Origin of the sequence: Clostridium sp. MF28 (assembly GCF_002969175.1) — a bacterium.
GTDB lineage: Bacteria > Bacillota > Clostridia > Clostridiales > Clostridiaceae > Clostridium > Clostridium beijerinckii.
Map to the genome: position 1 here is coordinate 4,483,847 of NZ_CP014331.1, position 25,159 is coordinate 4,509,005.

The 25,159-nt window shown below is 28.7% G+C and carries 17 protein-coding genes and 1 pseudogene; 16 read left to right on the plus strand and 2 right to left on the minus strand.

The window, feature by feature from the left end:
* Positions 1-214: 214 nt before the first annotated feature.
* The 4 genes and pseudogenes from zapA to AXY43_RS19725 all read left to right on the plus strand — a co-directional run bounded on the left by zapA (position 215) and on the right by AXY43_RS19725 (position 7,981).
* Positions 215-2,179, plus strand: coding sequence for a cell division protein ZapA (zapA, locus tag AXY43_RS19710; protein WP_105412022.1), 1,965 nt, complete (start codon positions 215-217; stop codon positions 2,177-2,179).
* Positions 2,180-2,195: 16 nt separating this feature from the next.
* Positions 2,196-4,555, plus strand: a pseudogene (locus AXY43_RS19715) (DUF3656 domain-containing U32 family peptidase).
* A gap of 162 nt (positions 4,556-4,717) precedes the next feature.
* Positions 4,718-7,078, plus strand: a complete 2,361-nt coding sequence (locus tag AXY43_RS19720) for an endonuclease MutS2 (RefSeq protein ID WP_105412023.1) — start codon at positions 4,718-4,720, stop codon at positions 7,076-7,078.
* Between the two features lie 174 nt (positions 7,079-7,252).
* Positions 7,253-7,981: a DUF523 domain-containing protein gene (locus tag AXY43_RS19725; RefSeq protein WP_023975276.1), complete on the plus strand. Its 729-nt coding sequence runs from the start codon at positions 7,253-7,255 to the stop codon at positions 7,979-7,981.
* A gap of 286 nt (positions 7,982-8,267) precedes the next feature.
* On the opposite strand, the gene AXY43_RS19730 is transcribed toward AXY43_RS19725, so the two are convergent.
* Positions 8,268-8,903, minus strand: coding sequence for a hypothetical protein (locus AXY43_RS19730; RefSeq protein ID WP_105412024.1), 636 nt, complete (start codon positions 8,901-8,903; stop codon positions 8,268-8,270).
* Between the two features lie 458 nt (positions 8,904-9,361).
* Between AXY43_RS19730 and AXY43_RS19735 the strand changes: the two genes are divergently transcribed.
* The 12 genes from AXY43_RS19735 (at position 9,362) to AXY43_RS19790 (ending at position 23,672) form a co-directional block, all read left to right on the plus strand.
* Positions 9,362-10,162, plus strand: a complete 801-nt coding sequence (locus AXY43_RS19735; RefSeq protein ID WP_105412025.1) for a chitosanase — start codon at positions 9,362-9,364, stop codon at positions 10,160-10,162.
* A 1,079-nt stretch (positions 10,163-11,241) separates the two neighbouring features.
* A complete protein-coding gene (locus AXY43_RS19740) occupies positions 11,242-12,498 on the plus strand; it encodes a PTS sugar transporter subunit IIC (RefSeq protein WP_011968293.1) in 1,257 nt (418 codons plus the stop codon).
* A 50-nt stretch (positions 12,499-12,548) separates the two neighbouring features.
* Entirely contained in the window at positions 12,549-12,857 is a 309-nt protein-coding gene (locus AXY43_RS19745; protein WP_011968294.1) for a PTS sugar transporter subunit IIB, read from the plus strand.
* A gap of 13 nt (positions 12,858-12,870) precedes the next feature.
* Positions 12,871-13,209 carry a PTS lactose/cellobiose transporter subunit IIA gene (locus tag AXY43_RS19750; RefSeq protein ID WP_105412026.1) on the plus strand — a complete coding sequence of 113 codons (339 nt, stop codon included), beginning with the start codon at positions 12,871-12,873 and terminating at the stop codon, positions 13,207-13,209.
* 199 nt (positions 13,210-13,408) lie between these two features.
* Positions 13,409-16,108 (plus strand): sigma 54-interacting transcriptional regulator, encoded by a 2,700-nt coding sequence (locus tag AXY43_RS19755; protein WP_105412027.1) that lies wholly within the window; start codon positions 13,409-13,411, stop codon positions 16,106-16,108.
* Between the two features lie 172 nt (positions 16,109-16,280).
* Positions 16,281-19,037, plus strand: coding sequence for a sigma 54-interacting transcriptional regulator (locus AXY43_RS19760; protein WP_243099099.1), 2,757 nt, complete (start codon positions 16,281-16,283; stop codon positions 19,035-19,037).
* A gap of 122 nt (positions 19,038-19,159) precedes the next feature.
* A complete protein-coding gene (locus AXY43_RS19765) occupies positions 19,160-19,582 on the plus strand; it encodes a PTS sugar transporter subunit IIA (protein ID WP_023975274.1) in 423 nt (140 codons plus the stop codon).
* A 14-nt stretch (positions 19,583-19,596) separates the two neighbouring features.
* Complete coding sequence (locus AXY43_RS19770) at positions 19,597-20,067, plus strand: PTS sugar transporter subunit IIB (protein WP_023975273.1); 471 nt, start codon at positions 19,597-19,599, stop codon at positions 20,065-20,067.
* Between the two features lie 14 nt (positions 20,068-20,081).
* Complete coding sequence (locus AXY43_RS19775) at positions 20,082-20,846, plus strand: PTS mannose/fructose/sorbose/N-acetylgalactosamine transporter subunit IIC (protein WP_023975272.1); 765 nt, start codon at positions 20,082-20,084, stop codon at positions 20,844-20,846.
* Positions 20,833-21,672, plus strand: coding sequence for a PTS system mannose/fructose/sorbose family transporter subunit IID (locus AXY43_RS19780; RefSeq protein WP_011968301.1), 840 nt, complete (start codon positions 20,833-20,835; stop codon positions 21,670-21,672). Before AXY43_RS19775 ends, AXY43_RS19780 begins: the two co-directional genes overlap by 14 nt.
* A gap of 67 nt (positions 21,673-21,739) precedes the next feature.
* Positions 21,740-22,738: an SIS domain-containing protein gene (locus AXY43_RS19785; protein ID WP_023975271.1), complete on the plus strand. Its 999-nt coding sequence runs from the start codon at positions 21,740-21,742 to the stop codon at positions 22,736-22,738.
* A 70-nt stretch (positions 22,739-22,808) separates the two neighbouring features.
* On the plus strand, positions 22,809-23,672 hold the full coding sequence (locus tag AXY43_RS19790) for a PfkB family carbohydrate kinase (RefSeq protein ID WP_023975270.1): 864 nt from the start codon (positions 22,809-22,811) through the stop codon (positions 23,670-23,672).
* 206 nt (positions 23,673-23,878) lie between these two features.
* Here AXY43_RS19790 and AXY43_RS19795 read toward each other — a convergent pair whose 3' ends face one another.
* Complete coding sequence (locus tag AXY43_RS19795; protein ID WP_023975269.1) at positions 23,879-24,748, minus strand: PHP domain-containing protein; 870 nt, start codon at positions 24,746-24,748, stop codon at positions 23,879-23,881.
* Positions 24,749-25,159 lie beyond the last annotated feature (411 nt).

Genomic DNA, 25,159 nt, shown 5'->3' on the forward strand with positions numbered 1-25,159 from the left:
ATACAATTAAACAATAAAATAATCAAAATAAGTATAGCATAAAATTTAAGAAGTACGAAAACTTTTTTAGCAATTGAATAGATATAGGTTGTTTTTCGTAAATTTAAAGAAAAAGTGCAAGAATTCAAGGTTCAGTTAACCTAACATAATTGTTTTATTGATGAATATACCATATAATTAGAAGTAATAAAGAATTTTACGAGGTGCTATTATTATGATTAGGGTAACAGTTAATATAAATGGTATGAATTATAACTTAAAAGGGGAAAAAGACGAAAAATATTTGCTTGGGGTAGCAAATTTTGTTGATACAAGAATTAAAGAAATTCTGTCTAAGAAAGCTAGTTTTAGTACAACAGATGCTTCTGTTTTAGCGGCGGTGAATATAGCTGATGAACTTTACGAGTGTGATTTAGAATTAGATAAAGCAATTAAAATAAAAGAAGCCATTAGTGGTGAAAATTCTTCGTTAAAGAAGAAAGTAGACGAGCTTAGCTTGCAATTAGAAAATATAAATAGAGAAAAATCAGAACTTCAAAATAATTTTCAGAAGAAAGAAGAAGAACTACATGGGAAATATAATAATGTAGAAGTAAAATTTAGTTCATTAAGTGATGAAATTAATAAACTGAAAATTGAAAATGAAAAGCTGAAAAAAGAAAATAAATTAATAACTGATGAGAATAAGAGAAATAAGAATAGTAATGAAGCCTTAACAAAAGATATTTCCGACTATAAAGAGAAGAGCAAGATTCTTTATAAAAAGATAGATGAGGCCAAAAACAAAGAGCATAGATTAGATAAGCAAGTGCAACAAGCTAATGAACAAGTAAGTAGTTTAACTAGCGAACTTACTAAAGTTAGCAAAGAAAAAGATATGGTGACTGAACAACTAAACGAAATGACTGCTGTAAATTTTGAGTTAGATAAGCAAATAAAAGAACTTACTCAAACTAAGTTAAATTTAGAAAATAAGATGCTTCTATTACAAGAAAAGAATATCTCGCTAGAAGCTGATTATAATAATGTGTGTAAGGAATTAAAAAAAGCAAGCGAAAACTTAAAATATGAAATTAGTAATAAAGAGGTTATAAACAAAGAATATACCTCATGTAAAGCAAATTTAGAAAAATTAAATGAGGAGCATCATAAATGTGCTAAAGAACTTGCGGAGTATAAGGAAAAGTTAGAAAATCAAATTACGACTAATAATGCAATAACTTCTAAAGCTAGAGAAGAAAAAGAAATACTAAAAAATAAAATTACAGAATTGTTACTAAGTGAAGAAGAATTAAATAAGAAAATTAAAAAATTACTTGAAAGAGAGCAGGAATTAAATAATAGTTTAAAACTTGAAAAAGATAATGCTGTTAAATTAACAAAAGAAATTCAAGATAATAATATGGAAAAAGCTGATCTTAATAAACAGCTTAATGATCTATTTGAAGAATCAGAAAAAGAGATTACGGAATGTAAGCAAAAATTGAGCAAGCTGAATAAAGAAAATGAAGGGTTAGTAAGTCAAATTGATTTATTAAATGAAGAAAAGGATACTTTAGTAAGCGAAATTAATAAATTAAATAAAAAACAAGATATTTTAAATAATGAAATTAAAAATATCAATGATACTAACGATAAATTATCACAAGAAATAGAGAATTCTGATAGAGAAAAAGAAAGATTAGAAGGGGAATTAAAAATAACAAGAAATGATAATGAAAAGCTAAAAGGTGAACTTAAAGAAGTTCATGAAGAAAAAGAAGTAGAAGTTAACCTTAAGGTAAAAGAGATTGAGGAAGTAAGCAATACATTAGAGTGTAAAGAAAATGACTTGAGAAGAATTAAAGAAGAATTAGCAAGTAGAGAGAGAGCTTTAGCTAGATTAGAAAAGGAATTGGAAGATAAAGAAGGGATTTTCCTAAAATTAAAAAGAGAAATAGAAGCTAAGGAAAAAGATTTGAATACAAGTAAGGTATCAATAGATGATTTACAAGGAAAGATGTCAATACTAGCTAAAGAAAAAGAAGAATTAGCTGATGAAAATGATAAACTTAATCAAGAAGCAAGAACTTTTCACAATAGGTTATTTGAGCTACAAGCAGAAATAATAAACAAAGAAATAGAAATTGCAAGAGCTAAAAAAGAACAAGTAGGTCCTATTGTAAAAAAGAAAAGATAATCAATGAAGGAGAAATATGAATAAGATAGAATTACTGGCTCCAGCAGGAAGCATGGAGAGTTTAATTGCTGCTATAAATAATGGAGCAGATGCAATATATCTTGGTGGAAATAAATTTTCAGCTAGAGCTTATGCATCAAATTTTGATAATGAAACAATGATGAAGGCTGTTGATTATGCTCATAGCTATAATGTAAAAGTATATGTCACTATAAATACAATTTTAAAACAAAGTGAATTAAAGGAAGCTTTAAAATATGCAGGATACCTTTATGAAATTGGAGTAGATGCAATAATAATACAAGATTTAGGGTTAGTAAAATTAATAAGAGATGTGTATCCTGATTTTGAACTTCATGCATCTACACAAATGACAATTCATAATGCAGAGGGAGCCTTATATTTTAGAGAAAAAGGAATGCAGAGAATAGTTTTATCTAGAGAGCTTACAGTAGATGAAATTAAGTATATTTCAAAAGATTTGGGAATTGAGACAGAAATATTTGTACATGGTGCTTTGTGTGTATGTTATTCGGGACAGTGCTTAATGAGTTCTATGATTGGCGGAAGAAGCGGAAATAGAGGAAGGTGTGCACAACCTTGTAGAATGCAGTATACCTTGAAGGGTGAAAATTTTGGAGAAAGAAAGGCTTATCTTTTAAGTCCTAAAGATACATGTTTTATTGATGATATGGACGCCGTTATAAAGAGTGGAACTTCGTCATTAAAAGTTGAAGGAAGAATGAAAAAGCCAGAATATGTTGCTGGAGTTACAAGGAATTATAGAAAAGCTATTGATAAGGTATTAGTAAATACAAAGTTTGATTTACAAAGGGGAAGACAAGAATTAGCACAGCTATTTAATAGAGAAGGTTTTGCTAAAGCATATCTATATAAAAATGTAGGAAAAGATATGATGAGTTATAATTACCCTAAAAATACTGGTGTATATATAGGTCAGGTGTCTAACAGTGGAGAAGTTAAACTAGAAGCAAGTGTATCTTTGGGTGATGGTATAAGGTTTAATGACGATGGATTTACTTTAAGTAAAATTTTAAATAATAATAATGAAGTTAAGGAAGCTTTTAAGGGTGAAACAGTAAAATTATTTCCAACTGGGGGATACAAAAAAGGTTATAAGCTATATAAGATGTCTGATAAAAAACTTTATGATGAGTTAAATGATGATTTAAAACCTTATAAAAGGAAGATAAATTTAACTGGAGAGATTGAATTTAAAGTTAATGCACCTCTTTGTATTAAAGCAAAATACAATAAAAAAGAATATAGAGTTTATGGAGAAATGGTTGAAGAAGCAACGAATAAACCATTAACAAGAGAAAGAGTAGAGGAAGCCTTAAGAAAATCAGGAGAAATTCCATATAAATTTGATAAGATAATTTTTGATTTTTTTGACGATGGATTTATAAGAATTTCATCTATAAATAATCTAAGAAGAGAATTATTTGAAAAGATTTTAAAAGAAGAAATAAGTTCATATAGAAGGAAAAGAACAGAAGGAACTATTAAAGAATATAATGCAAAATGTCAGGAAAACTTAGGCTATATTTATAGTTGTATTACAAAAGATCAACTAAAGGCACTACTTGAGGATGATAAGGCTCAAAATATAGCGTTAGATATATTTTTCAGCAGGCAAAAACATGCGTTGAATAAAAATGATTTAAAGAATTTATATGAAACTTCAAAAGATAAAAATATATATTTAAAAGTTCCAAGTATTATTAAGCAGGAATTTAATAGCATAGTAAAGATAATAGATGAACTAAAACCTTATATAAAGGGAATAATTACATCTAATGCTGGAATAATAAAAATCTATAAAGATAAATTATTTATAATAGGAGATTATAAGTTAAATATATTTAATAAAGAAGCGGCTGAATTTTATGCGCAAGACGTTGACATTCCATTCTTAAGTCTTGAACTAAATCGAAAGAAATAAAAGAATTAATGAAGCACACTAACTGCAACATGGGAATAAATATTTATGGAAAAACTGAGCTTATGATTAGTGAATATTGTCCTATGGGAAGTACTTTTGGTAATAAGTCATCTAAAAAAGAATGTAGTGGTGTGTGTATGAAGGATAACTTTAAGTTAATAGATAGAATGAACGAAAGTTTTACTGTTTTGGGTGATAATAGCTGTAGAAGTTATATTTTAAATTCAATATCTACAAATTTAATTGATGAAATGGAAGAACTTAAGTCTTTTAATATTTCAAATTTTAGAGTAGACTTTAAAGATGAAAGTTATGATGAAGTAAAAGATGTTTTAAATCAAATTACTCGTAAAGCAAAAAATGAAAATAATAAATATACTAAGGGCCACTATAAACGTGGAGTAGAATAATACCAAGGAATAGTTGACGGTTTGTAATTGATAATTAAGGTGAAAATTACTTTGAAACTTATTAGAAAGAGAGTATTTTAAGTTTTATAAGTATAAAGTTTTAGTTATCTCTTATATGCTGTCAATTATTGATTGATCGATTGATTGTTAGGATGTGGGATAATGAATGAAAGATCTCTAAGAATTTTAGAGTTTAATAAGATAAAAGAAAAAATTAAAAAATATGCAAGAACAAATGCTGCTAAAGCAAAAGTTGAGGCTCTTGAGCCTTATGATAATTTATATGAAATAAATAATAAGTTAGAAGAGACAAACGAGGCTCTTGAAATCTTAATATCAAAGGGGAATCCACCACTTGAAGGATTAGCTGATATACATGAAGGTATAGAAAGAGCTAAAAAGGGAGGAACCTTATCACCAGGACAATTATTAAAAGTTGGTGGAATGCTTAAAGCTACGAGAAATATGAAGGAATTCTTTAAAAGAGAAGAAGTTGAAAAGTCATATCCAAAACTTGAAGACTTAGCTTACATATTAGCTCCAGTAAAAGCATTAGAAGACGAAATAGAAAGAGCTATAGTATCAGAGGATGAAATTAGTGATAAAGCTAGCCAAACTCTTTATAATATCAGACGAAGCTTAAAAGAAAAGAATTCTTCAGTTAGGGAAAAAATAAGTTCTATTGTTAGAAGTAATTCAAAATACTTACAGGATGATTTATATACTATGAGAGGCGATAGATATGTGCTTCCTGTAAAATCAGAATATAAAAGTCAAGTTCCAGGACTTGTACACGATCAAAGTTCAACTGGAGCAACTTTTTTTATAGAGCCTATGAGTCTAGTAAATTTAAACAATGAAATAAGAGAGTTGTTTTTAAAAGAAAAAGCTGAAATAGAAAGGATACTTTCTGATCTTTCATTGAAAGTTAAAATTAATGGAGATTCATGTTTAAGTAACCTAAAGGTACTTGTTGAGTTTGACTTTATATTTGCAAAAGGAAGATATGCATCTGCATTAAATGCTGTAAAGCCTATAGTTAGAGAAGATGGAGCATTTAGCATATTCTCTGGAAGGCATCCATTAATAGAAAGCGATAAAGTTGTGCCATCAGATATATATCTAGGGGAAGAATTTCAAACCTTGATGATAACAGGACCAAATACCGGCGGTAAGACAGTTACAATAAAAACTGTTGGTTTGCTTCATATTATGGGATTAAGCGGATTATTAATTCCTGCTAGAGATAACTCATCTATAGCATTCTTTAGAGAAATATTTGCAGATATAGGTGATGAACAAAGTATTGAACAAAGCTTATCTACTTTCTCATCTCATATGACTAATATAGTTAATATCATGAAGCATGTAGATGACAAGTCTTTAGCTTTATTTGATGAGCTTGGAGCAGGTACAGATCCAGCGGAAGGAGCAGCTCTTGCAGTATCAATATTAGAAACTTTAAGAAATAGAGGCGCAAAGCTAATCGCAACAACTCACTATAGTGAACTTAAAGCTTATGCATTAAAAACAGATGGTGTAGAAAATGCTTCTGTTGAATTTGATATAGAAACCTTGAGGCCAACTTATAGATTATTAATTGGTGTTCCAGGTAAATCAAATGCCTTTGAGATTTCTAAGAGATTAGGACTTGTAGAAGGTGTCATTAAACGCGCAAAAGAATATATGTCCGAGGAAAATCTTCAATTTGAAAATCTAATCAGGGAACTTCAAGAAAAAAGTATAATAGCTAAAAAAGAAGCAAGGGAAGCTAAGATACTTAGAGATCAAGCAGAAGATCTTAAAAAGAAGTATGAAGAAAAGCTTGAAAAATTAGAAAATACTAGAGAAAAAGCTTATATGGATGCTAGGCGTGAGGCAAAAGAGATAATTGCAAATGCTAAAGATGAAGCAGATGAGATTTTAAAAGCTATGAGGGAACTTGAAAAAATTGGAATATCAAGTGGCGGAAGACAAAGGCTTGAAGAAGAAAGAAAGAAACTTAAAGATAGCTTAGAAGAAAGAGAAAAAGGAATTCACAAAATGAAGGAAAATGAAGGGGAATCTATAACTAATGTGACTCTTGGTATGGAAGCCTACCTGCCTTCATTAAACCAAAAAGTAATTATTGTTTCTATGCCAGATAATAGGGGCGAAGTTCAAGTTGAAGCTGGAATAATGAAAATAAATGTTAAGCTTAAAGATTTAAGAAAAACTCAAGTTACTAAAGAAGAAAAAGTAAGAAGAAAAAGAGAAGTAAAGCTTAATCTAAGTAATGTAGAATCTAGAGTAGACTTAAGGGGATTAGATGCAGAAGAAGCGTGCTACAAAGCAGATAAATATTTAGATGATGCATATATGGCTAACTTAGGGGAAGTAACAATAGTTCATGGTAAAGGAACTGGAGTACTTCGTAAAGCAATAAATGATATGCTTAAGAGACATCCACATGTAAAATCATATAGACTAGGTGCATATGGTGAAGGTGGAGACGGAGTTACTATGGTAGAACTTAAGGGGTAGTTATTTTTTCATATACCTAATATTTTTACTTATTTAAGTTAAAAATATCATTAAAATTATTGTTAGTAAGAATATTATACAAATATTAATGTATAATTAAGTAAAGCTATAATTAAATTTCTCTTAAGTTTTTGGTTTATAGTGTTAAGTGTACGTTAGATAAGAGGTGATAATATGTACATAATAAGTGCATGCTTGTGTGGAGTTAATTGTAAATATAGTGGTAAAAATAATCTAAATGATAGATGTTTAAAATTATTTAGAGAAGGAAGAGCGGTTCTAGTTTGTCCAGAACAATTAGGCGGATTACCAACTCCAAGAAATCCTGTTGAGCTAAATAGTGCAGCAAGTGAAGTGTTAGATGGGAATGGAAAAGCATTAAGTAATAAAGGTGAGGATTTTACTAAGCAATTTATAGATGGTGCATATGAAACATTAAAAATTGCGAAAGAACTTGGAGCCACAAAAGCTATATTAAAAGAAGGAAGTCCTTCATGTGGATCTAACTTTGTCTATGATGGTACTTTTACAGGTAATAAGATAGAAGGCAAAGGAATTACAGCTCTTTTATTGGAGAATGAAGGTATAACAGTATTTTCAGATGAAGACTTAGAAGTAAACAATAGTAAGTTAGTATACCTTAATGAGTTTGATAGAGAAAAGGCTAAGAAAAGAAGACTTTTTGAACAAGGAGAAGAAGACGAGTCTTATGGAGAAGAATATTTTGATTTAACAGAAAATTTAACTGATATGTCTGAGCTTCCACCAAGTGTTGAAGAAAATGTGAAAAAGCTTATGATTTCATTAGCTCGTGATTTAATGGGCTTTGAAGAAATTGATGAAATTGCAGAAGCCACAGGGCTTAGTGTAGAGGAAGTAGAAGAAATTTTAGAGGAAGAATAATAAGAAGCAAATAGATATTAATTAATATATGTTGATTTTGTTAATTCAGATATTACTAGTATTTGTTTAATCCCCATGATAGATTAAATTATCATGGGGATTTTTAGCGTGTGGAAGTTTTGGAGGCTTAATAAGGATTATAATGAACAATTAAGAATCGTGTTTAAAAAGTACTTTAATGTCAGTTAAAAGAAAAGTTAAGCTGTTACATAAAGAATTTCTTTGTGATGTAACAGCTTTTTTATATCTTTTAGATGGAGTATAAAAACTAAGAAATATTTTTAATTTACCTTACATCAGTGTTATTACAAGAATATTTAAATTCAGGTTGAGTTTGAAGATAAAATCCGTTTCTTACCTGTGATATCCAATTTTGAAATATTTCTAGCCACGCATTGCTTGTAAAGAAATCTTCAAGTGGCCTTGTAGGATCCCACTCCAAAATTAGAAATGGACCTATACCAAATGACCAAATCCCACTTTGTTCTACTCCAGCTTCTCTTATAAGAAGAATAGGAAGACCGTATTGATAAGCCATAGCTGGTTCAATTTGAGCAAAAGGACTACCCTCAAGAGCAAACTGATTTTGAGGTTGACCAAGATTATTTTGAATTATATATACCTGTCGTTGATTAAGATTAAGTGAAATAAATCCATAACTAGATAGCATTATTCTTCTGATATTTGTTAATGGAGTTTCGGGATATTGTTCGGTTACTGGTAGGGTACGTGGAAATAATAAAGCCTCTCTTATTTTAGATATTATAGCATCAACAAATTCTTGTTGAATAGAATTCAATCTACTTGGATGGCTTAGGAATACAGGAACTCTAAATAAAAGATTTGATGATTCCTGCATTAATTCAGTTGGTTTTACGCCAGTATATTGATTTATAGCGTCTCCTTCATATATTTTAGTCATTTGTTTTCCTCCATAATATTATTTTATCTTAAGATATATATTCGAACTATTACCATGAATTATTATATGTAAACAAAAGTGTTAACGTTACGATAATGTTTTAATTTTAGATAAAAAAACTTTATGTTGAAAAATTCAAGTATTGTAGCTGCTATTCTTGAAGATTAGAAAATTATATTCTCATAATAATTAAGCTTTGTATTGAATTATTAATATTTCAAAGGATTAAGTAATTCAATACAAAGCTTTTACTTTTTAAGATTATATGCGATTTACATATTATGCAATTAATACATTTATGTGTATTGTACATGTATTTTTAGAATACACATTAAATAATATGTATTATTTATCTATAAAGCATCTGTTTTCAATATACATTATTTGTATTTTATAATTGGCATAATATTTGCTTTATATATAATTGAGATAAAATAATTATTAGGGGGAATTTTTATATGAAAAATTTACGAAAATTAGTTACTTTAGCAGTATCTTTGACTATGTGTCTCTCATTCTCTTCAGCAGCATTAGCCATTACTGCAAATTCTGAACAAAAAGCAGTGGACCTTCAGTTAACGACTGTATGTGAAAACAGTAAAACAAAGTTTGTTTATAATTATGCAGAGAAGCTTGGCTCATTTGATGGACGAGGAATTACATTTGGATGTATAGGATTTACTACAGGAACTTACGATGGAAATATATTAATACATTATTATACTAAGCTAAATCCCAATAATAATTTGGCAAAGTATATTCCAGTATTAGATAGAATAGACAAGGAAGAACATGATGAGGATGGAAAAAATGATGATATTAAAGGCCTAGATAATTTTATAAAAGATGTAAAGGCATGTAATGATTCATTATTTAAGAAAGCTCAATTATATGAACTTGATGAAATGTATTGGAAACCAGCAGTATCTCTAGCAACTTCCATTGGCGCTAAACATCAACTAACTTTAGCATTTATATATGATATGTGTGTAAATCATGGAGAAGATGGAGCAAAAGAATATATTAATTCGGCTAAGAAAAAGTTAGGTGGATTACCTAAGGATGGTATAGATGAAAATAAATTTCTTTCTAGTGTAATGGATTATAGATATGCATTCCTTAAAGATGATGATCCAGAAGGTTCGGATAGAGTTAATGCATATAGAAAATTATTAAAAGCAGGTAATGTAGATTTGAAACCAGACTTTAATTTTACAGTTTATGGAGATACTTTCAATATAGATGGTGATGTTTATTAGTATTAATTAATGGTTTAAGAACAGGTTTTTCTTATACTAATTTGTGATAGCTACTAAAATTAATGTAAACAGGATAGTAATTAGATTTTTAGCTATGCAATAAAATTATATAAATAAAGATAAAAAACAGTATTAATATGGACAAGTATTAATACTGTTTTTTAGTTTATACAGATTTTTGCACTTTTAAATATTAATTTTGTATGCATATATGTTGTGATAACAAATTTATATTCAAAGCGTTAGTAGGCTACGTAATCAATTAATGGCATAATACTGGCGTTTAATTATATATGGCAGTATTTTAAGCCTTTTAGTTATGAAAAACGAAATGTAGAAAAGATATAATACACATATGTGTATTATATCTTTAGAAAACTGTAAAATGTGTATTGATTTTATACTGAATCAATTAAGTCTGAGTTTTATCAGTATTTTAGAGTATTGGCATGGTAATTGCTTATATAATTCTATGTAAAAATAAATTCATTCTGTGAGTTGCTAGAAGAAATAATTTAATACTTCATAGAAATTTTACTATTTAGCGATTATATAATTTTAGTTTAATCCTACTTAAGCATAAATTTAATAAACAAAATTAGTTATTTACCATAAACCTCAAATCTCTTGTATTTTATAAAAAATAAACGTAATCTTTTGCCTATATATTGAGTGAAAATTTATATTGTGATAGTAATAATAAACAATAATTCAATTATATTTGTCTTATACATTTATAAATATTAAAATTATACTGTAACATATAAAAACGATTACTTTAGTATGCTGAAATAATTATGGGATTTAATTATTTTCATTTTTGAGTATTAATAATATTATGCAAAAGTTATGGATTTCATTTTTCATAATACATTGTTTGAATATAATGTTTATTAAAATTAGTTTTATATAACTTATCGTAAGATAGAAAATTTTTATGTTTGTTTTCTTCAGTTCTATTATTTAATACTTTAGCAGAGATATTCAATACTTAGCAAGCTTGCGATTACTACTTAAATAGAATTGAAAGATGTTTATGCAGCTTAACAGAACGAAAAAATTATGGAGGAGAAGAAATTATGGAAAGATTTATGGATTTTTTTCAAGAAAAGATGATACCACCATTAGTTAAAGTCGGTAATCAAAGGCATCTAATGGCAATTCGTAATGGATTAGCTATTACAATTCCATTCATTATTGTAGGAAGTATATTTCTTATTTTAGGTAACCTTCCATTTGATTGGTGGGCAGATTATATTGGAGAGCTTGGCCCAAAGATGAATGTAGTTGTAAATTCATCATTTGGAGTTCTAGGCGTTTTAGCAGCCCTTGGAATAGGATATCACTTAGCTAAAAGCTATAAATTAGATCCAATTACAGGATCAGTAATATCTTTTGTAGCATTTTTACTTACACAAGTGACAGAGGATTTTCAATTAGATACTAGTAAATTTGGAGCAGAAGGACTTTTCACTGCTATAATAGTTTGTATGTTTGCAGTAGAGGTATTAAGATTTTTCGTAAAGAGAAATATTGTTATTAAATTACCAGAGGGAGTTCCGCCAGCAGTTGGAAATTCATTTATTGCGTTAATACCAGCTCTTGTAGTTATGATTACAGTTTGGCTAATAAGAGTAGTTATAGGATTTAATATAACTGATTTTATTACTATGATATTTAGTCCAGTTGTTTTTGCCCTTAATACTCTTCCGGGAATATTAATATATAGCGCATTAGTTACATTACTTTGGTCAGCAGGTATTCATGGAGACATGACGCTTGAAGGTATAGCAGATCCAATATATATTCAATTTTTAACTGTTAATACAGCAGCTTTTATAGCACATGAAAAGATTCCATACATTACAGCATCAGGATTTTACTCATTGTTTGTTAATGTAGGAGGAACAGGTGCAACTCTTTGTTTAGTTTTATTAATGATCCGTTCAAAGAGCAAACTTTATAAATCACTTGGAAAGGTTTCATTTCCATCTGCATGTTTTGAAATAAACGAGCCAGTCATATTTGGTTTTCCAGTAGTTTTAAATCCAGTTATTCTAGTTCCATTTACAGTGGTACCTTTAGTACTTACTACTTTGTCTTATTTTATGATGTATTTTGACATAATTGGTAGACCAGTAGCTATGGTTCCGTGGACAATGCCCCCTATTATAGGACCATTTATTGCAACTGGTGGAGATTGGAGAGCAGCAGTTTGGTCTGCTGTAGAAATGGTTATAGCAGCAATAATTTACTACCCATTCTTTAAATTTGCTGAAAAACAACAATTAGAAATTGAAGGGAAAGAAGAAAATTTAAATACAGTACAAGCTTAGTGTATTAATTAGAAAAATATTTATAGAATGAAATTTAGGAGGAATTTAGCATGAAGATATTATTAATGTGTGCAGCAGGTATGTCAACAAGTTTGCTAGTAACAAAAATGCAAAAATATGCAGAGGAAATAGGTCACAAGGACTTAGTTATTAATGCTGAACCAGTAGAAGATTTGGATGAAAATGTTGATGATTATGATGTATTTTTACTTGGGCCTCAAGTTAAATATAAAGAAAAATGGGTTAAAGAAATAGTTGATGAAAAAGGTAAGCCTTATGCCTGCATACCAGTACAACTTTATGGAAGAATAGATGGAAAAAGTGTTCTAGAACTTGCACTAAACTTAATGGATAAATAATGGAGGATTTAAAATGAATATGGAATTAGAAGAAATAGTTTTCACTATAATTAGTCACGCAGGTAATTCACGATCAGCTTGTTTTGAGGCTTTAAATTTAGCTAGAAATGGTGAGTTTGATAAAGCCAACTTATGTATGAAACAAGCTAAAGACGAACTTTCATTAGTTCACAATATACAGACTGGCTTAATTCAAGAAGAGGCCGCAGGTAATAAACAAGAATTATCTTTATTATTGATGCATGCAGAAGATCATTTAATGACTGCATCTTTAGCTAAAGATCTTATCTGTGAACTTATTAAAATGTATGAAGAAAAGTTTAAAGAAAAAGAAATAGCATGCAATGTATAATAAGTAAAAACAGCAAATAGTAAAAATGGAGTGGGTTATTTAATAAAACTTGAATAATCCACTCTTTGATATGTTTATTCAAATTCTATGGTAAATCATGTATAATAAGCTTATTAGTTAAAGATATTTAAATTTAATTTACGTACCTAGAGTGTTAACGTTAAGAGAGTTATACGAATAGGATATGAGGGGAAAAGCAATGAGAAGGATTGATAATATTTATAAAGTTCTAAGGGATCTGTGTAGTAAGGAATATAATGAACGTAGATGCATCAACGGTTTTTCAGCTACAGAAATTTCATTAACAATGAATATTCAAAGGACAAACGTATCTAGTGATTTAAATAAACTTTATAGAGATGGAAAAATAGAAAAAATAGTGAAGAAGCCAGTATTATATAAAATAAAGGATGAGGATATTCAGATAGAGCAAGGTACAGAAAAAGTTTTAAAAGATGCTTTTGATAACATCATTGGAACTAGCTTCAGTCTGAAAAACGCATCACAACAGGCTAGAGCTGCTCTAATATATCCTCCCAATGGACTTCATACTCTTCTTTTAGGGGAAACTGGTACAGGGAAATCAATGTTTGCAGAAGTTATGTATAAGTACGCTAAAGAAATTGGCAAAATAAAAGCCAATGCACCATTTATTTCATTTAACTGTGCAGATTATGCAAATAATCCACAGCTACTAGTGAGTCACATCTTTGGTGTTAAGAAAGGGGCATATACTGGTGCTAGCAGAGACACCATAGGATTAGTTGAAAAAGCTAATGAAGGAATATTATTTTTGGATGAGGTTCATAGATTACCATCGGAAGGTCAAGAAATGCTATTTTCTATAATTGATAAGGGCATATATAGGAGACTTGGAGATTCTGAGGAAGAGTATAAAGTTAAACTACTTATAATATGTGCTACTACTGAAAATGTTGAATCGGCATTATTGAAAACATTTACTAGAAGAATTCCTATGATTATACGCTTACCAGCATTAAAAGATAGGACTATAGAAGAAAGATATGAACTTATTAAAAACTTTTTAAAGATAGAAGTGAGTTGTATTAAGCAGAGTATAGGTATTACAGCAAATGCGCTAAAAGCATTCTTACTATACAACTGTTCTAACAATATTGGACAACTCAAAAGCGATATAAAACTAAGCTGCTCAAAAGCTTTTCTTGAGAATATGATGAAAAGAGATAAGAACATATGCATTCATAGCCAATATTTGCCTCAGTATGTACTTAGCGGATTATTTAAGTATAAAGAGAAAAGAAATGAGATTGATAGGTTTGTAAATCAAGATGTTATAAAGTTTTGTTTGGATGAAAATAATGTGAGAGAAGAAGAAGATATAAAAATAGTTGATTTTTATGGAGCTTTAGAAGAGAAAAGAAAACTTTTGGAGTCTAATGGAATAAGTGAAAAGGACATAAAACTTATAATGAGTCTTGATATAGATACGTATTTCAAAAAATATATACTGAATATAGATAAGGATAGTTTAGAAGAATTATATAAAGTTGTTGATAGAAAAATTGTAGATCTAGTTAGCGAATTTTTAAACAAGGCTAGTGAAAAATTGTTAATGCAGTTTGATAGTAAAATTTTATATGGATTATCAATGCATGTAGCAAGTACAGTTGAAAGAATTCTAAAGGGAAAAGAAATTAAAAATCATCAACTTGAAGATATTAAAAAGATGCATCCCAGGGAATATGAAATTTCGTATGATTTAAAAGAAAAAGTTGAAAGCACATTTCATATTAGAATTCCAGAAGATGAAGTTGGATTTATAACTATGTTTTTATGTATAGATAAAGAGGATTATGAAAATGAGAGTAGTGTTGGAATTATTGTTGCTATGCACGGAGAGTATACAGCAAGTTCAATGGCTGATGTAGCTAATAGACTTTTGGGTGAGAAATATGCTATAGGATATGATATGCCATTGGATCAGAAACCAGAGACTGCACTAGAAAATTTGACAGAAATAGTAAAAGAAATAGATAAAGGTAGAGGAGTATTGCTGTTAGTAGATATGGGATCTCTTGTTTTATTTGGGGATATGATTTACGAAAAGACAAAGGTGCCGGTAAAAACAATAGAAATGGTATCTACTCCTATTGTTCTTGAAGCTACAAGGAAAGCAACATTAAAAGCCTCATTGGAAGAAATTTACGATTGCTGTATAAATTTAAATCCATATATAGTAAGAATTTATGCAGATAATTTTAGTATAAATTCAACACTTAAAAAGAAGGTGATTATAACAGCTTGCATTACAGGACAAGGAACTGCTATAAAACTCAAGCCAATTGTGGAAGAGAAACTAGAAATCACTAGTAATGACATCGACATACTTAATATAGACATAGTAAACAAGAAAAAATTCAATCATAATATACAAAAAATAAAGGCAGAAAAGGATATATTGGCAGTGGTAAGTGCGGTAAAACCAGATGATGAGTCTTTGTTGTATATATCAACATCAGATATTTTTGATAAGAAAAAAGTAGAACTACTAAAATCACGATTAAGTCTAATAGAAGAGATATATGATATGAGAGAAGTAATTGGAGAAAATGTAAATATAGATTCATATAAGTATATCGAGTGTTTTAGAAGCTTTTACATACGTCTTGTAAATAATAAAGTTGAACTTAATAGTTCTGCATTAATAGGGTTAATATTACACATTGCGTGTGTAATAGAGCGTATGTTAAGTGGCGAAAAAATTATATATCGTAAGTATAGTGAGAAAATGTTAGATGAGAATAAAGATAAATATAATTTTGTTAGAGAAATATTAAAACCAATGGAAGAAGCATTTAATATAGAAATATCTGTAAAAGAGTACTTGATTATTCTTGAGACTATATATTTCTTGTAAGTTATAAAAAAGGAAAGTACAGGTCATGTGAAAATATTTAAATATAAAGTTAAGATATAGTTCTAATGTAGAAAAATATAGTATAATATAAAAAAGTTTTTTATTTATATACTCTTGTTTCATTTCTCAAAAATAATATATAAGGGTGATAAATATGTTGTTAGACTATATAATGGGATATTTGGAAGAGCAAACATGCTACTTTGGAAGAGCTGGTGATAATTCTAGGTTTACAGCTAGCGAAATTGCAAAGAAGTTTGATGTTAAGAGAAATACTGTAAGCCATTATTTAAATCAAATGGTTGACGAAGGTAAGATAATAAAAATTAATACAAGACCTGTTTATTTTTTGCATTATAGTCAATTTGAAAAGTGTTTTTTTGGAATAAAAGGCAACAAATATAATAGCATTGAAGAATTATTTTTTCAAAAACCATTAGATGAAGAAAAGGACAAGTTTTCAGAGCTAATTGGATTTAAAGGAAGTCTAGAAAAAGCGTTAGAACAAATAAAAACATCTATATTTTATCCTAATAACGGATTACCGATTATACTTAGTGGGCCAACTGGAGTTGGTAAAAGTCTTTTAGCAAAGTATATATATAATTATTCGGTAGAAAAACAAGTAATATCAAAAGATTCCCCATTTATTGTATTTAATTGTGCTCAATATTATAATAACCCTGAATTATTATCGGCAAATCTTTTTGGATATATAAAAGGTGCCTTCACTGGGGCAGAAAGCGTAAAAGAAGGGATGCTTAAGGAAGCTGATGGAGGAATACTCTTTTTAGATGAAGTGCATAGACTAAACGAGGAAGGACAAGAGAAGTTATTCACATTTATGGATCAAGGGGTTTTTAGAAGAATGGGTGAAAGCTCAGGATGGCATAAAGCAAACGTTAGACTAGTTTTTGCTACAACAGAATCACTATCAGAAAATTTTTTGAGAACTTTTTTAAGAAGAATTCCTATATCAGTCTCAATACCAGATCTAGATAAGCGTGGCACCGATGAAAAACTTCAATTTATATATCAATTTTTAATAAAAGAAGCGAAAATATTAAATAAAAAGATTTCAATTTCAAATAGGGCTATAGATCTAATGTTGAATTATAACTTTAAAGGGAATATAGGTGAACTGCAAAACACAGTTAAATATGTATGTGCTAAATCTTATACTAAAAAAATAAATTCAGAAATGATACAGTTAGGGGTATTGGATTTTCCAGAAGAGTTGTTGGAAGACTCAATTAAGAAATCTGATATAAAGATAAAACAAAGTGAATATATATTAATTTTACCAGATACTACTATACCAATGATATTAAAAAAAGATGGGAATTGGCAGCAACTAATAAAGAATACTTATATTCAAATAATGAGTTTTTTTAATGATATTCAAAAGAAAAATGTAAGCATTGAGTATTTTGAGACTAATGTTTTTCAAGAAGTATATGCTTTGTTTGATAAATTAATATTTGAAAGAAAAGAAGAAAATAAAAATGTTATGATTCAATACATAACAGCGAGTATTCAAGAGATATTTAGATACATGGAGATAAATTATAATATAAAATTTAATGGTAACAGCGTTTATGCAATATCATATTTTTTATATATAAAGAGTGAAGATTCATTAGAATGGAATGAGGAACAAAGAAAATTAAGAGATAGTTTGTATAACTATATTTTAAAAAACAATAAGCTAGAACATGAGATTGCAATTAAATTAATTAAGCTTATTGAGAGCAAGATGGATATTAAGTTTACGATAGATGATAAGATTTTTTTATCTTTTTATTTGAAAAGCTTAAATATTCAGCAATCTAATAACGGAACTAAAACTGTAATTTTGGCTCATGGTTATGCAACAGCTAGTAGTATTGCAAATGTAGCAAATAGAATGTTAGAAATGAATATGTTTGAAGCTTTTGATATGCCTATTGATATAAAAATGGATGAAATAGCAAAAAAGTTAATAAATTTTATTGAAGAAAATGATGTATCTAAAGGATTGGTAATACTTGTTGATATGGGTTCGCTAAATGATATATATGAAAGCATAAATAGTTATATAAATGGTCCAGTAGTAATTATTAATAATGTGTCTACTCAAATGGCGCTATTTGTTGGTGAAATGTTAAAAAATAAAATCTATCTTGAAGAACTTGTGGAAAATCTAAAAGAGCATAATGAAACAAGTTATAAAATTCTATATCCTGAAGAAAATAAGAAAAAGGTAATCGTAACTTCTTGTTTTACTGGTATGGGAACTGCGTTACAACTTCAGAAGTTATTGCAGGACAGTATCCCAGAAAAACTTAAGATTAAGGTCATAGCACATGACTATGAGAGGCTAAAAACTTTTGGAATGAATGAAGCATTATTCCAATTGTATGATGTTTTAACTATAGTAGGTACTGCAGATCCGGAAATTAAACATATTAATTATATTTCCTTAGAAGATTTAATGTCTGGAAGAGGCGAAAATCAATTAAGACGTATACTCCAAAAAATAGCTGATGAAAATGACTTGAAAACTATTAATGATAATATAGTTCACAATTTTACATTAAGAAGGGTAATAGATACATTAACTATATTAGACACAGATAAATTGCTAAGAAATATAGAGGAATGCTTAGATAACTTAGAAATAGCTATGAAAAAGAAATTAAATAATGAGAAAAAAATTGCTTTATTAGTTCACATAAGTTGTTTAGTAGAAAGACTGATAAGGCACGAAGAAATAGATGTGTATCCAAACTTAGAAAACTTTATAGAGTGTCAAAAAGATATGATAAAAACTATAGAAAATTCATTTAGTGTCATTGAAAAAATATATAATGTCAAAATTAATCTACCAGAGATAGGATTTATTTATGATATTTTGATGTATCAAAGTACTGAAAATACTGAGTTTTAAGTGATAGAGATAATGAAGAATAAAGAAGCGTGCCAGACATTGGCACGCTTCTTGCTTTTATAATGCTATGAGAAGTGAAATAAGATTTATAATATCATAAGTTTGGATGGAGATGATAAATTTTGAAGAGAAGATTTTTATTAGCAAGTCACGGAAGACTTGCAGATGGAATGCATGAATCTGTAAAGATAATAATAGGAAAACAAGATAATATATCAACACTTTGTGCATACATAAGCAGCGAAAAAAATTTAAGACAACAAGTAAAGGAGGTCATAAATAATTTAGAAGATGGGGAAGAGTTAATAGTAATAACGGATATCTTCGGAGGGAGTGTAAATAATGAGTTTATGAAATACATTAATTATGAAAACTTACACATTATTTCGAGTATGTGTTTACCACTTGTAATTGAATTAATAACAAGCCAAGAAGAGAGTACAGAAAAATTAATCGAAGAAACAATTAAAAATACGCAAGAGAATATAAGATATTGTAATAAAACATTTCATACGGCTAAATCAATTAGAGACGAAGAATTTTAAAGGAGTGATTTTATATGATTAAACTATTAAGAGTAGACTATCGTTTGTTACATGGACAAGTGGCATTAGCATGGACTCAACAAATTAACACAGATTGTATATTAATTGCAAATGATAAACTTATGCAAGATGAGATAAAGAAGACAACAATAAAGTTGGCTAAACCTAATGGGGTTAAATTAGTAATTAAGAATATAGAGGATTCCATTGCGGCTATAAAAAGTGGAGTTACAGATAAATATAAGTTATTCATTATAGTAGAAACAATAGAAGATGCAGCAAAATTAAGCAATGAATTGCCTGATATAAAATCAATTAATATAGGAGGTGTTATGCCTAGAGAAGGGACAAGAACAATCACTAAATCAGTTCCAATATCAAAGGAGGAGGAGAGAATATTACAAGAACTAATAAATAGAGATGTTGAATTAGAAATAAGACAGGTTCCAGGTGATAAGAAAATTTTAGTTAAAAACGTATTATAAGGAGGTAAAATTGTATGACTCAAGCTATTTTAGTAGGATTGATTGCAATGTTTGTTACGTTTGAATGGTGTTTAGGATCATGCTTAATAACAAGGCCAATAGTAACAGGAGTACTTGTAGGATTAGTTATGGGTGATTTACAAACAGGTATTATAATGGGAGCAACTCTTGAAATGGCATTTATTGGAGCAGTTACATTAGGTGCAGCAGTTCCTCCAGATGTTATAACAGGAGGGATCTTAGGTACAGCGTTTGCTATAGCAACAGGGCAAGGAGCAGAAGTTGCATTAACATTGGCATTTCCAATAGCAACACTATTTCTATTAGTTGATAATGTTATGACACTTTTTGTAATGCCATTTTTTCTTCATAAAGCAGACAAATATGTAGAAGAGGGAAATTTCAATGGTGTAAGTAGGATGCACTTTTTAGGGGGATTTGTAGTAAAGAGCTTACCAAGAGGAATTTTTGTTGCACTAGCATTATATTTAGGAAGCCCATTCATGAGCGCCGTTCTAGAGAGCATTCCGCAATTTGTACAAAATGGGCTAGTAGTTGCAGCAGGATTTATTCCAGCTTTAGGAATATCACTTCTAGCACAAATGATTTTGACAAAAAAATTGGTTATATTCTTTGTATTAGGATTTGCAATTAGTGCATATTTAAAAATACCTATGCTAGGTGTTGCAATTTTTGCAACTATCATTGCTATAGTTCTTGTGGGATTACAAAATAATAATGAAAAAAAAGAGGAGGTAGTGCCAGATGAAGATTTCTAATAATTTAGAACAATCAAATGATGTTAAAGTTACTAAAAATGATCTTAAGAAGATGTTTTTGAGAGGCCTTGCTTTAGAATATTCATGGAATTATGAGCGTCAGCAAAATATGGGATATTGCTATGCTATGCTGCCGATTATTAAGAAACTTTATAAGAAAAAAGAAGAGCAAATAGAGGCCGTAAAAAGGCATATGGAATTCTTTAATACAACACCATATGTATCAACTTTAGTATTAGGAATATCTACAGCAATGGAGGAGAGTAACGCAAATAATGAAGATTTTGATACATCTTCAATAAGTAGTGTAAAGGCATCTCTGATGAGTCCTTTAGCAGGTATAGGAGATTCACTTTTTTGGGGAACGTTGAGAGTAATAGCTACAGGAGTTGGAACATCATTATCATTACAAGGAAATATTTTAGGACCAATATTATTTTTACTATTATTTAATATACCACAATTTATTGTTAGATATGTCTGTATGATAAGTGGATATAAATTTGGAACAAAGTTTCTTGAAAAAATAGAAGACTCTGGATTAATGCCTAAGTTAACATATGGGGCTTCAATAATTGGATTAATTATAATAGGAGCAATGATACCTGGAATGGTGAACATTAAAATTGCTGGAATGATGGGAACTGGAGATAGTGCTGTTGAAATACAGAAGATAATAGATGGAATAATGCCATATATTCTTCCTCTTGGGCTTACTACTATAATTTACTCATTATTGCAGAGGAAATTAAAAGTTATATATATACTAATAGGATTAATGGCATTAGGCATATTAGGCACATTTTTAGGAATATTTGCAGCTTAATATTAGAGATGCAATTATATAAATATTTATTACGTAGATATCAATATATAAAAATTAGGAGGATATTATGATTAAATTTGATGAAAAAAAGATGCTAGAAAATGGAGAATATATCTATAGTAAAAGGGAGGCTATTGAAGAAATAGCAGACAAGCTAACAGAAAAAGGATTTGAAAATATATTATTTACATCATCTGGTGGATCTATAGCAATGATGCAACCATTTGAATATATGATTAAAACAAAATCTAAGATTCCTGTATACTCAGAAATATCAGCAGAATTATTATTAACAGGGAATTCTCAAATAACCGATAAATCAATAGCTTTTTTAGCATCAAAGTCAGGGGATACAAAAGAGACTGTTGAAGCAGCAAAGTATTTAAAGGAAAAGGGAGTTACTACTATTTCTATAATTGGTAAAGAGAATTCTATACTAGAAGAACTATCAACATATTCAGTAGTATATAAGGATGGTAGACCACAAGAATTAATTTTATATATATTAATTGGTAAGTTATTAAATAATAATCACGAATTTACGGATTATAATAAGTTTGCAGAAGAGCTACAAAACTTACCAGCTGCATTGAACCATGTTAGAAAAGCAAGCGATGAGAAAGCAAGAGAATATGCAGAAAAATATAAAAATGATCCATATCAAATTTGGATTGGATCTGGAAACCTTTGGGGAACTACTTATTCATACTCCATGTGTGTGTTAGAAGAATCTCAATGGTTGAGAACTAAATCTGTAAGTTCACCAGAATTTTTTCATGGAACTATAGAACTAATTGAAAAAGATGTGTGTGCAACTTTATTAAAAACAGAGGCACAAACTAGAACATTAGATGACAGAGTAGAAAAGTTCTTAGTTGATTATACTGATAAATTTACAGTATTTGATACAAAGGATTATGAACTACCAGGAATAAGTGAAGAATATAGGGGATTATTATCTCCAGTAGTAATGTGGGCAATACTAGGAAGGATAAGTGCGCATCTAGAAGCAATACGTAATCATTCATTAGAAATAAGACGTTACTACAGAAAGGTTGAATATTAAAAATAATAATAATGGTTATCCTAAAATTAACTTTTAGGATAACCTCTTTTTGAAAGTGAGGAATAATATTATGAAAGTTATTGGACTGGGAGACAACGTAATAGATAGATATATGAATAAGAACATGATGTATCCAGGAGGAAATGCAATAAATTTTGCAGTAAATGCGAAAAAATGTGAAGTTGATTCTGCGTATCTAGGAGTATTTGGGGATGATGAGGAAGCAGAGTTAATAAAATATTCCTTAGAAGATTTAGGGGTTGATATATCAAAATGTAGAAAGTTGGAAAATGGAACCACAAAAAGGTGTGATATAAATATAATTGATGGGGAGAGAGATCTATTAAATGTTGATATAGGAGCAAATTGGCCTAAGCCTATAAGAATTGAAAAGGATGAGTTAGAGTATTTAGCTGAATTTGATCTCATACATAGTAGTTGTAATGCAAAGTTAGAAGATCAGATATATAAGTTAAAAGCGATAGATTCAATAATAACTTTTGATTTTTCTACCAAAGATAAGTATAGAACAGATGACTATTTGCAGAAGACATGTCCATATATAGATTTAGCTTTATTTTCATGTGAGAATATGAATATAAATGAGATAAAAATATTTCAAAAGAAGATTCATGATTTTGGATGTAAGTATGTCTTAGTAACTATGGGAAAAAATGGACAAGTATTTTTTGATGGCGATAAATACTATAATGGAAAGGTAAAATTAGTTAATCCAGTGGATACAATGGGAGCAGGAGATTCGTTCATCGCGGCATTTATTGTCACTTTGTTAAGATTCGGGTGGAAAGATAATAATAAATTAACTGAAAATGAAATACTTAGTGCATTTGAAAAGGCAAGTAATTATTCGGCAGATATTTGCATGATTGAAGGTGCATATGGATATGGAAAGCCTATAAAGGAAAAGAGATAATTATAAAATAAAAAAATATATTTATATGAAAATTATAAGAACTATTATTATGAAGTGAACCCAATTAAGTAGAGAAAGCTGAAAATGCTAGAAGAGGATTTACTTAAAAGGGTTCACTTTATCTGTATTCTTATTAAGCGAAACTCAAGGTATATAATAAAAGGGAGTTCACAATATATTATTAAAGCTAAATAAATATGAATGAATTATTGTAGCCAGTTTTTAGCTATGGGATAATTAATTGGTATTTTACCTTCATTTCCAAATCCTAATGTATGAGCTGAAGTATGAAAATCACTGCCTCCGCTTTTTAACAGGTCATGGCTGTCACAATAATTAATTATTTCATTTATTTGTGAGTGAGAATGCTTACGATGTATGCATTCAATACCATCTATTAAGTTTAATTTGACAATACTGTCGATATAATTATATATGTTATCTACGTCATATACATAAGGATGAGCTAAAAAACATTTACCGCCTGAACTATGAATGGTTTCTGCAGCTTCATAGATATTTGGAAGATCTTCTGTTGGCTTTATATAAAATTGACTATTAGGGTTTAAATAGTGTTTTCTATAAAAAGTAGTTCTATCAGTAATTTCTAATTTTTTTAGAATATGCAAATTTTCATCATAGCTTAAAATATCATCGCAAATAACATCGTTAGCAGGAGTATTTCTGCCATTTATATTTAAATTAGAGGAATGTAGAATTTTTAGTTCATTACAAACATTTATTAAATAATTTAATTTAGAAATTTCTTTTTCAATAACATTAATATTTTTATTAACTTGTAATATTCTTGATTTTTCTATAGAATCAATATCAATATTATATCCTAGCATATCCATGCTGATTCCGCCAAATGAAAAAGCGATTTCAATTCCCTTAATTATGTTACCACTGTATAAATTAGTTATATTTAAGTTGCTAATTTTTTTATATGCATCAACAGATTGATGATCTGTAAATGAAATAAATTCTAAATTCTTTTCTTCAGACATTTTTAATATGTCTATTACATCAAAATCTCCATCAGAATTATTTGTATGAATGTGTAAGTCTATCATTAGGCATTTCTCCTTCATTTTAAATCATAAGGAATTATAAATAATTTTAGATTTATTTATTTTAAGGGAACTAGGCAAGTAATTTTAAAGTTATCATATCATTAAATATTTTTTTAGACAAATGGTTAATGTGCACTGTTATTTTTTGAATTAGTTATAGTACAGATAGTTGTTTTATTTATAAAACTTAATATGATAGATATATTGCAAAAATAATTCTTCATGATAATTCTAAAAATATTGCAAGAATTTTAGCCGTAATTGTGAAATGTGAAATGTGCATTGTGAATTACAACGAATATATTAAATATATAAAAATAAAGGGGTTATTTTAATAAAAAAATAATAAGTGTATATAAAAAGTAAAGTATATTGAATAATAATTGAGTTTTATTGATATTATGATAAAAT

What these genes read in the sequence shown, in the direction of transcription:
- AXY43_RS19725 (WP_023975276.1), top strand. Translation starts at nt 7,253, where the DNA reads ATGTACATAATAAGTGCATGCTTGTGTGGAGTTAATTGTAAATATAGT.
- AXY43_RS19785 (WP_023975271.1), top strand. Translation starts at nt 21,740, where the DNA reads ATGATTAAATTTGATGAAAAAAAGATGCTAGAAAATGGAGAATATATC.
- AXY43_RS19780 (WP_011968301.1), top strand. Translation starts at nt 20,833, where the DNA reads ATGAAGATTTCTAATAATTTAGAACAATCAAATGATGTTAAAGTTACT.
- AXY43_RS19720 (WP_105412023.1), top strand. Translation starts at nt 4,718, where the DNA reads ATGAATGAAAGATCTCTAAGAATTTTAGAGTTTAATAAGATAAAAGAA.
- AXY43_RS19790 (WP_023975270.1), top strand. Translation starts at nt 22,809, where the DNA reads ATGAAAGTTATTGGACTGGGAGACAACGTAATAGATAGATATATGAAT.
- AXY43_RS19750 (WP_105412026.1), top strand. Translation starts at nt 12,871, where the DNA reads ATGAATATGGAATTAGAAGAAATAGTTTTCACTATAATTAGTCACGCA.
- AXY43_RS19755 (WP_105412027.1), top strand. Translation starts at nt 13,409, where the DNA reads ATGAGAAGGATTGATAATATTTATAAAGTTCTAAGGGATCTGTGTAGT.
- AXY43_RS19770 (WP_023975273.1), top strand. Translation starts at nt 19,597, where the DNA reads ATGATTAAACTATTAAGAGTAGACTATCGTTTGTTACATGGACAAGTG.
- AXY43_RS19740 (WP_011968293.1), top strand. Translation starts at nt 11,242, where the DNA reads ATGGAAAGATTTATGGATTTTTTTCAAGAAAAGATGATACCACCATTA.
- AXY43_RS19795 (WP_023975269.1), bottom strand. Translation starts at nt 24,748, where the DNA reads ATGATAGACTTACACATTCATACAAATAATTCTGATGGAGATTTTGAT.
- AXY43_RS19775 (WP_023975272.1), top strand. Translation starts at nt 20,082, where the DNA reads ATGACTCAAGCTATTTTAGTAGGATTGATTGCAATGTTTGTTACGTTT.
- zapA (WP_105412022.1), top strand. Translation starts at nt 215, where the DNA reads ATGATTAGGGTAACAGTTAATATAAATGGTATGAATTATAACTTAAAA.
- AXY43_RS19760 (WP_243099099.1), top strand. Translation starts at nt 16,281, where the DNA reads ATGGGATATTTGGAAGAGCAAACATGCTACTTTGGAAGAGCTGGTGAT.
- AXY43_RS19745 (WP_011968294.1), top strand. Translation starts at nt 12,549, where the DNA reads ATGAAGATATTATTAATGTGTGCAGCAGGTATGTCAACAAGTTTGCTA.
- AXY43_RS19730 (WP_105412024.1), bottom strand. Translation starts at nt 8,903, where the DNA reads ATGACTAAAATATATGAAGGAGACGCTATAAATCAATATACTGGCGTA.
- AXY43_RS19735 (WP_105412025.1), top strand. Translation starts at nt 9,362, where the DNA reads ATGAAAAATTTACGAAAATTAGTTACTTTAGCAGTATCTTTGACTATG.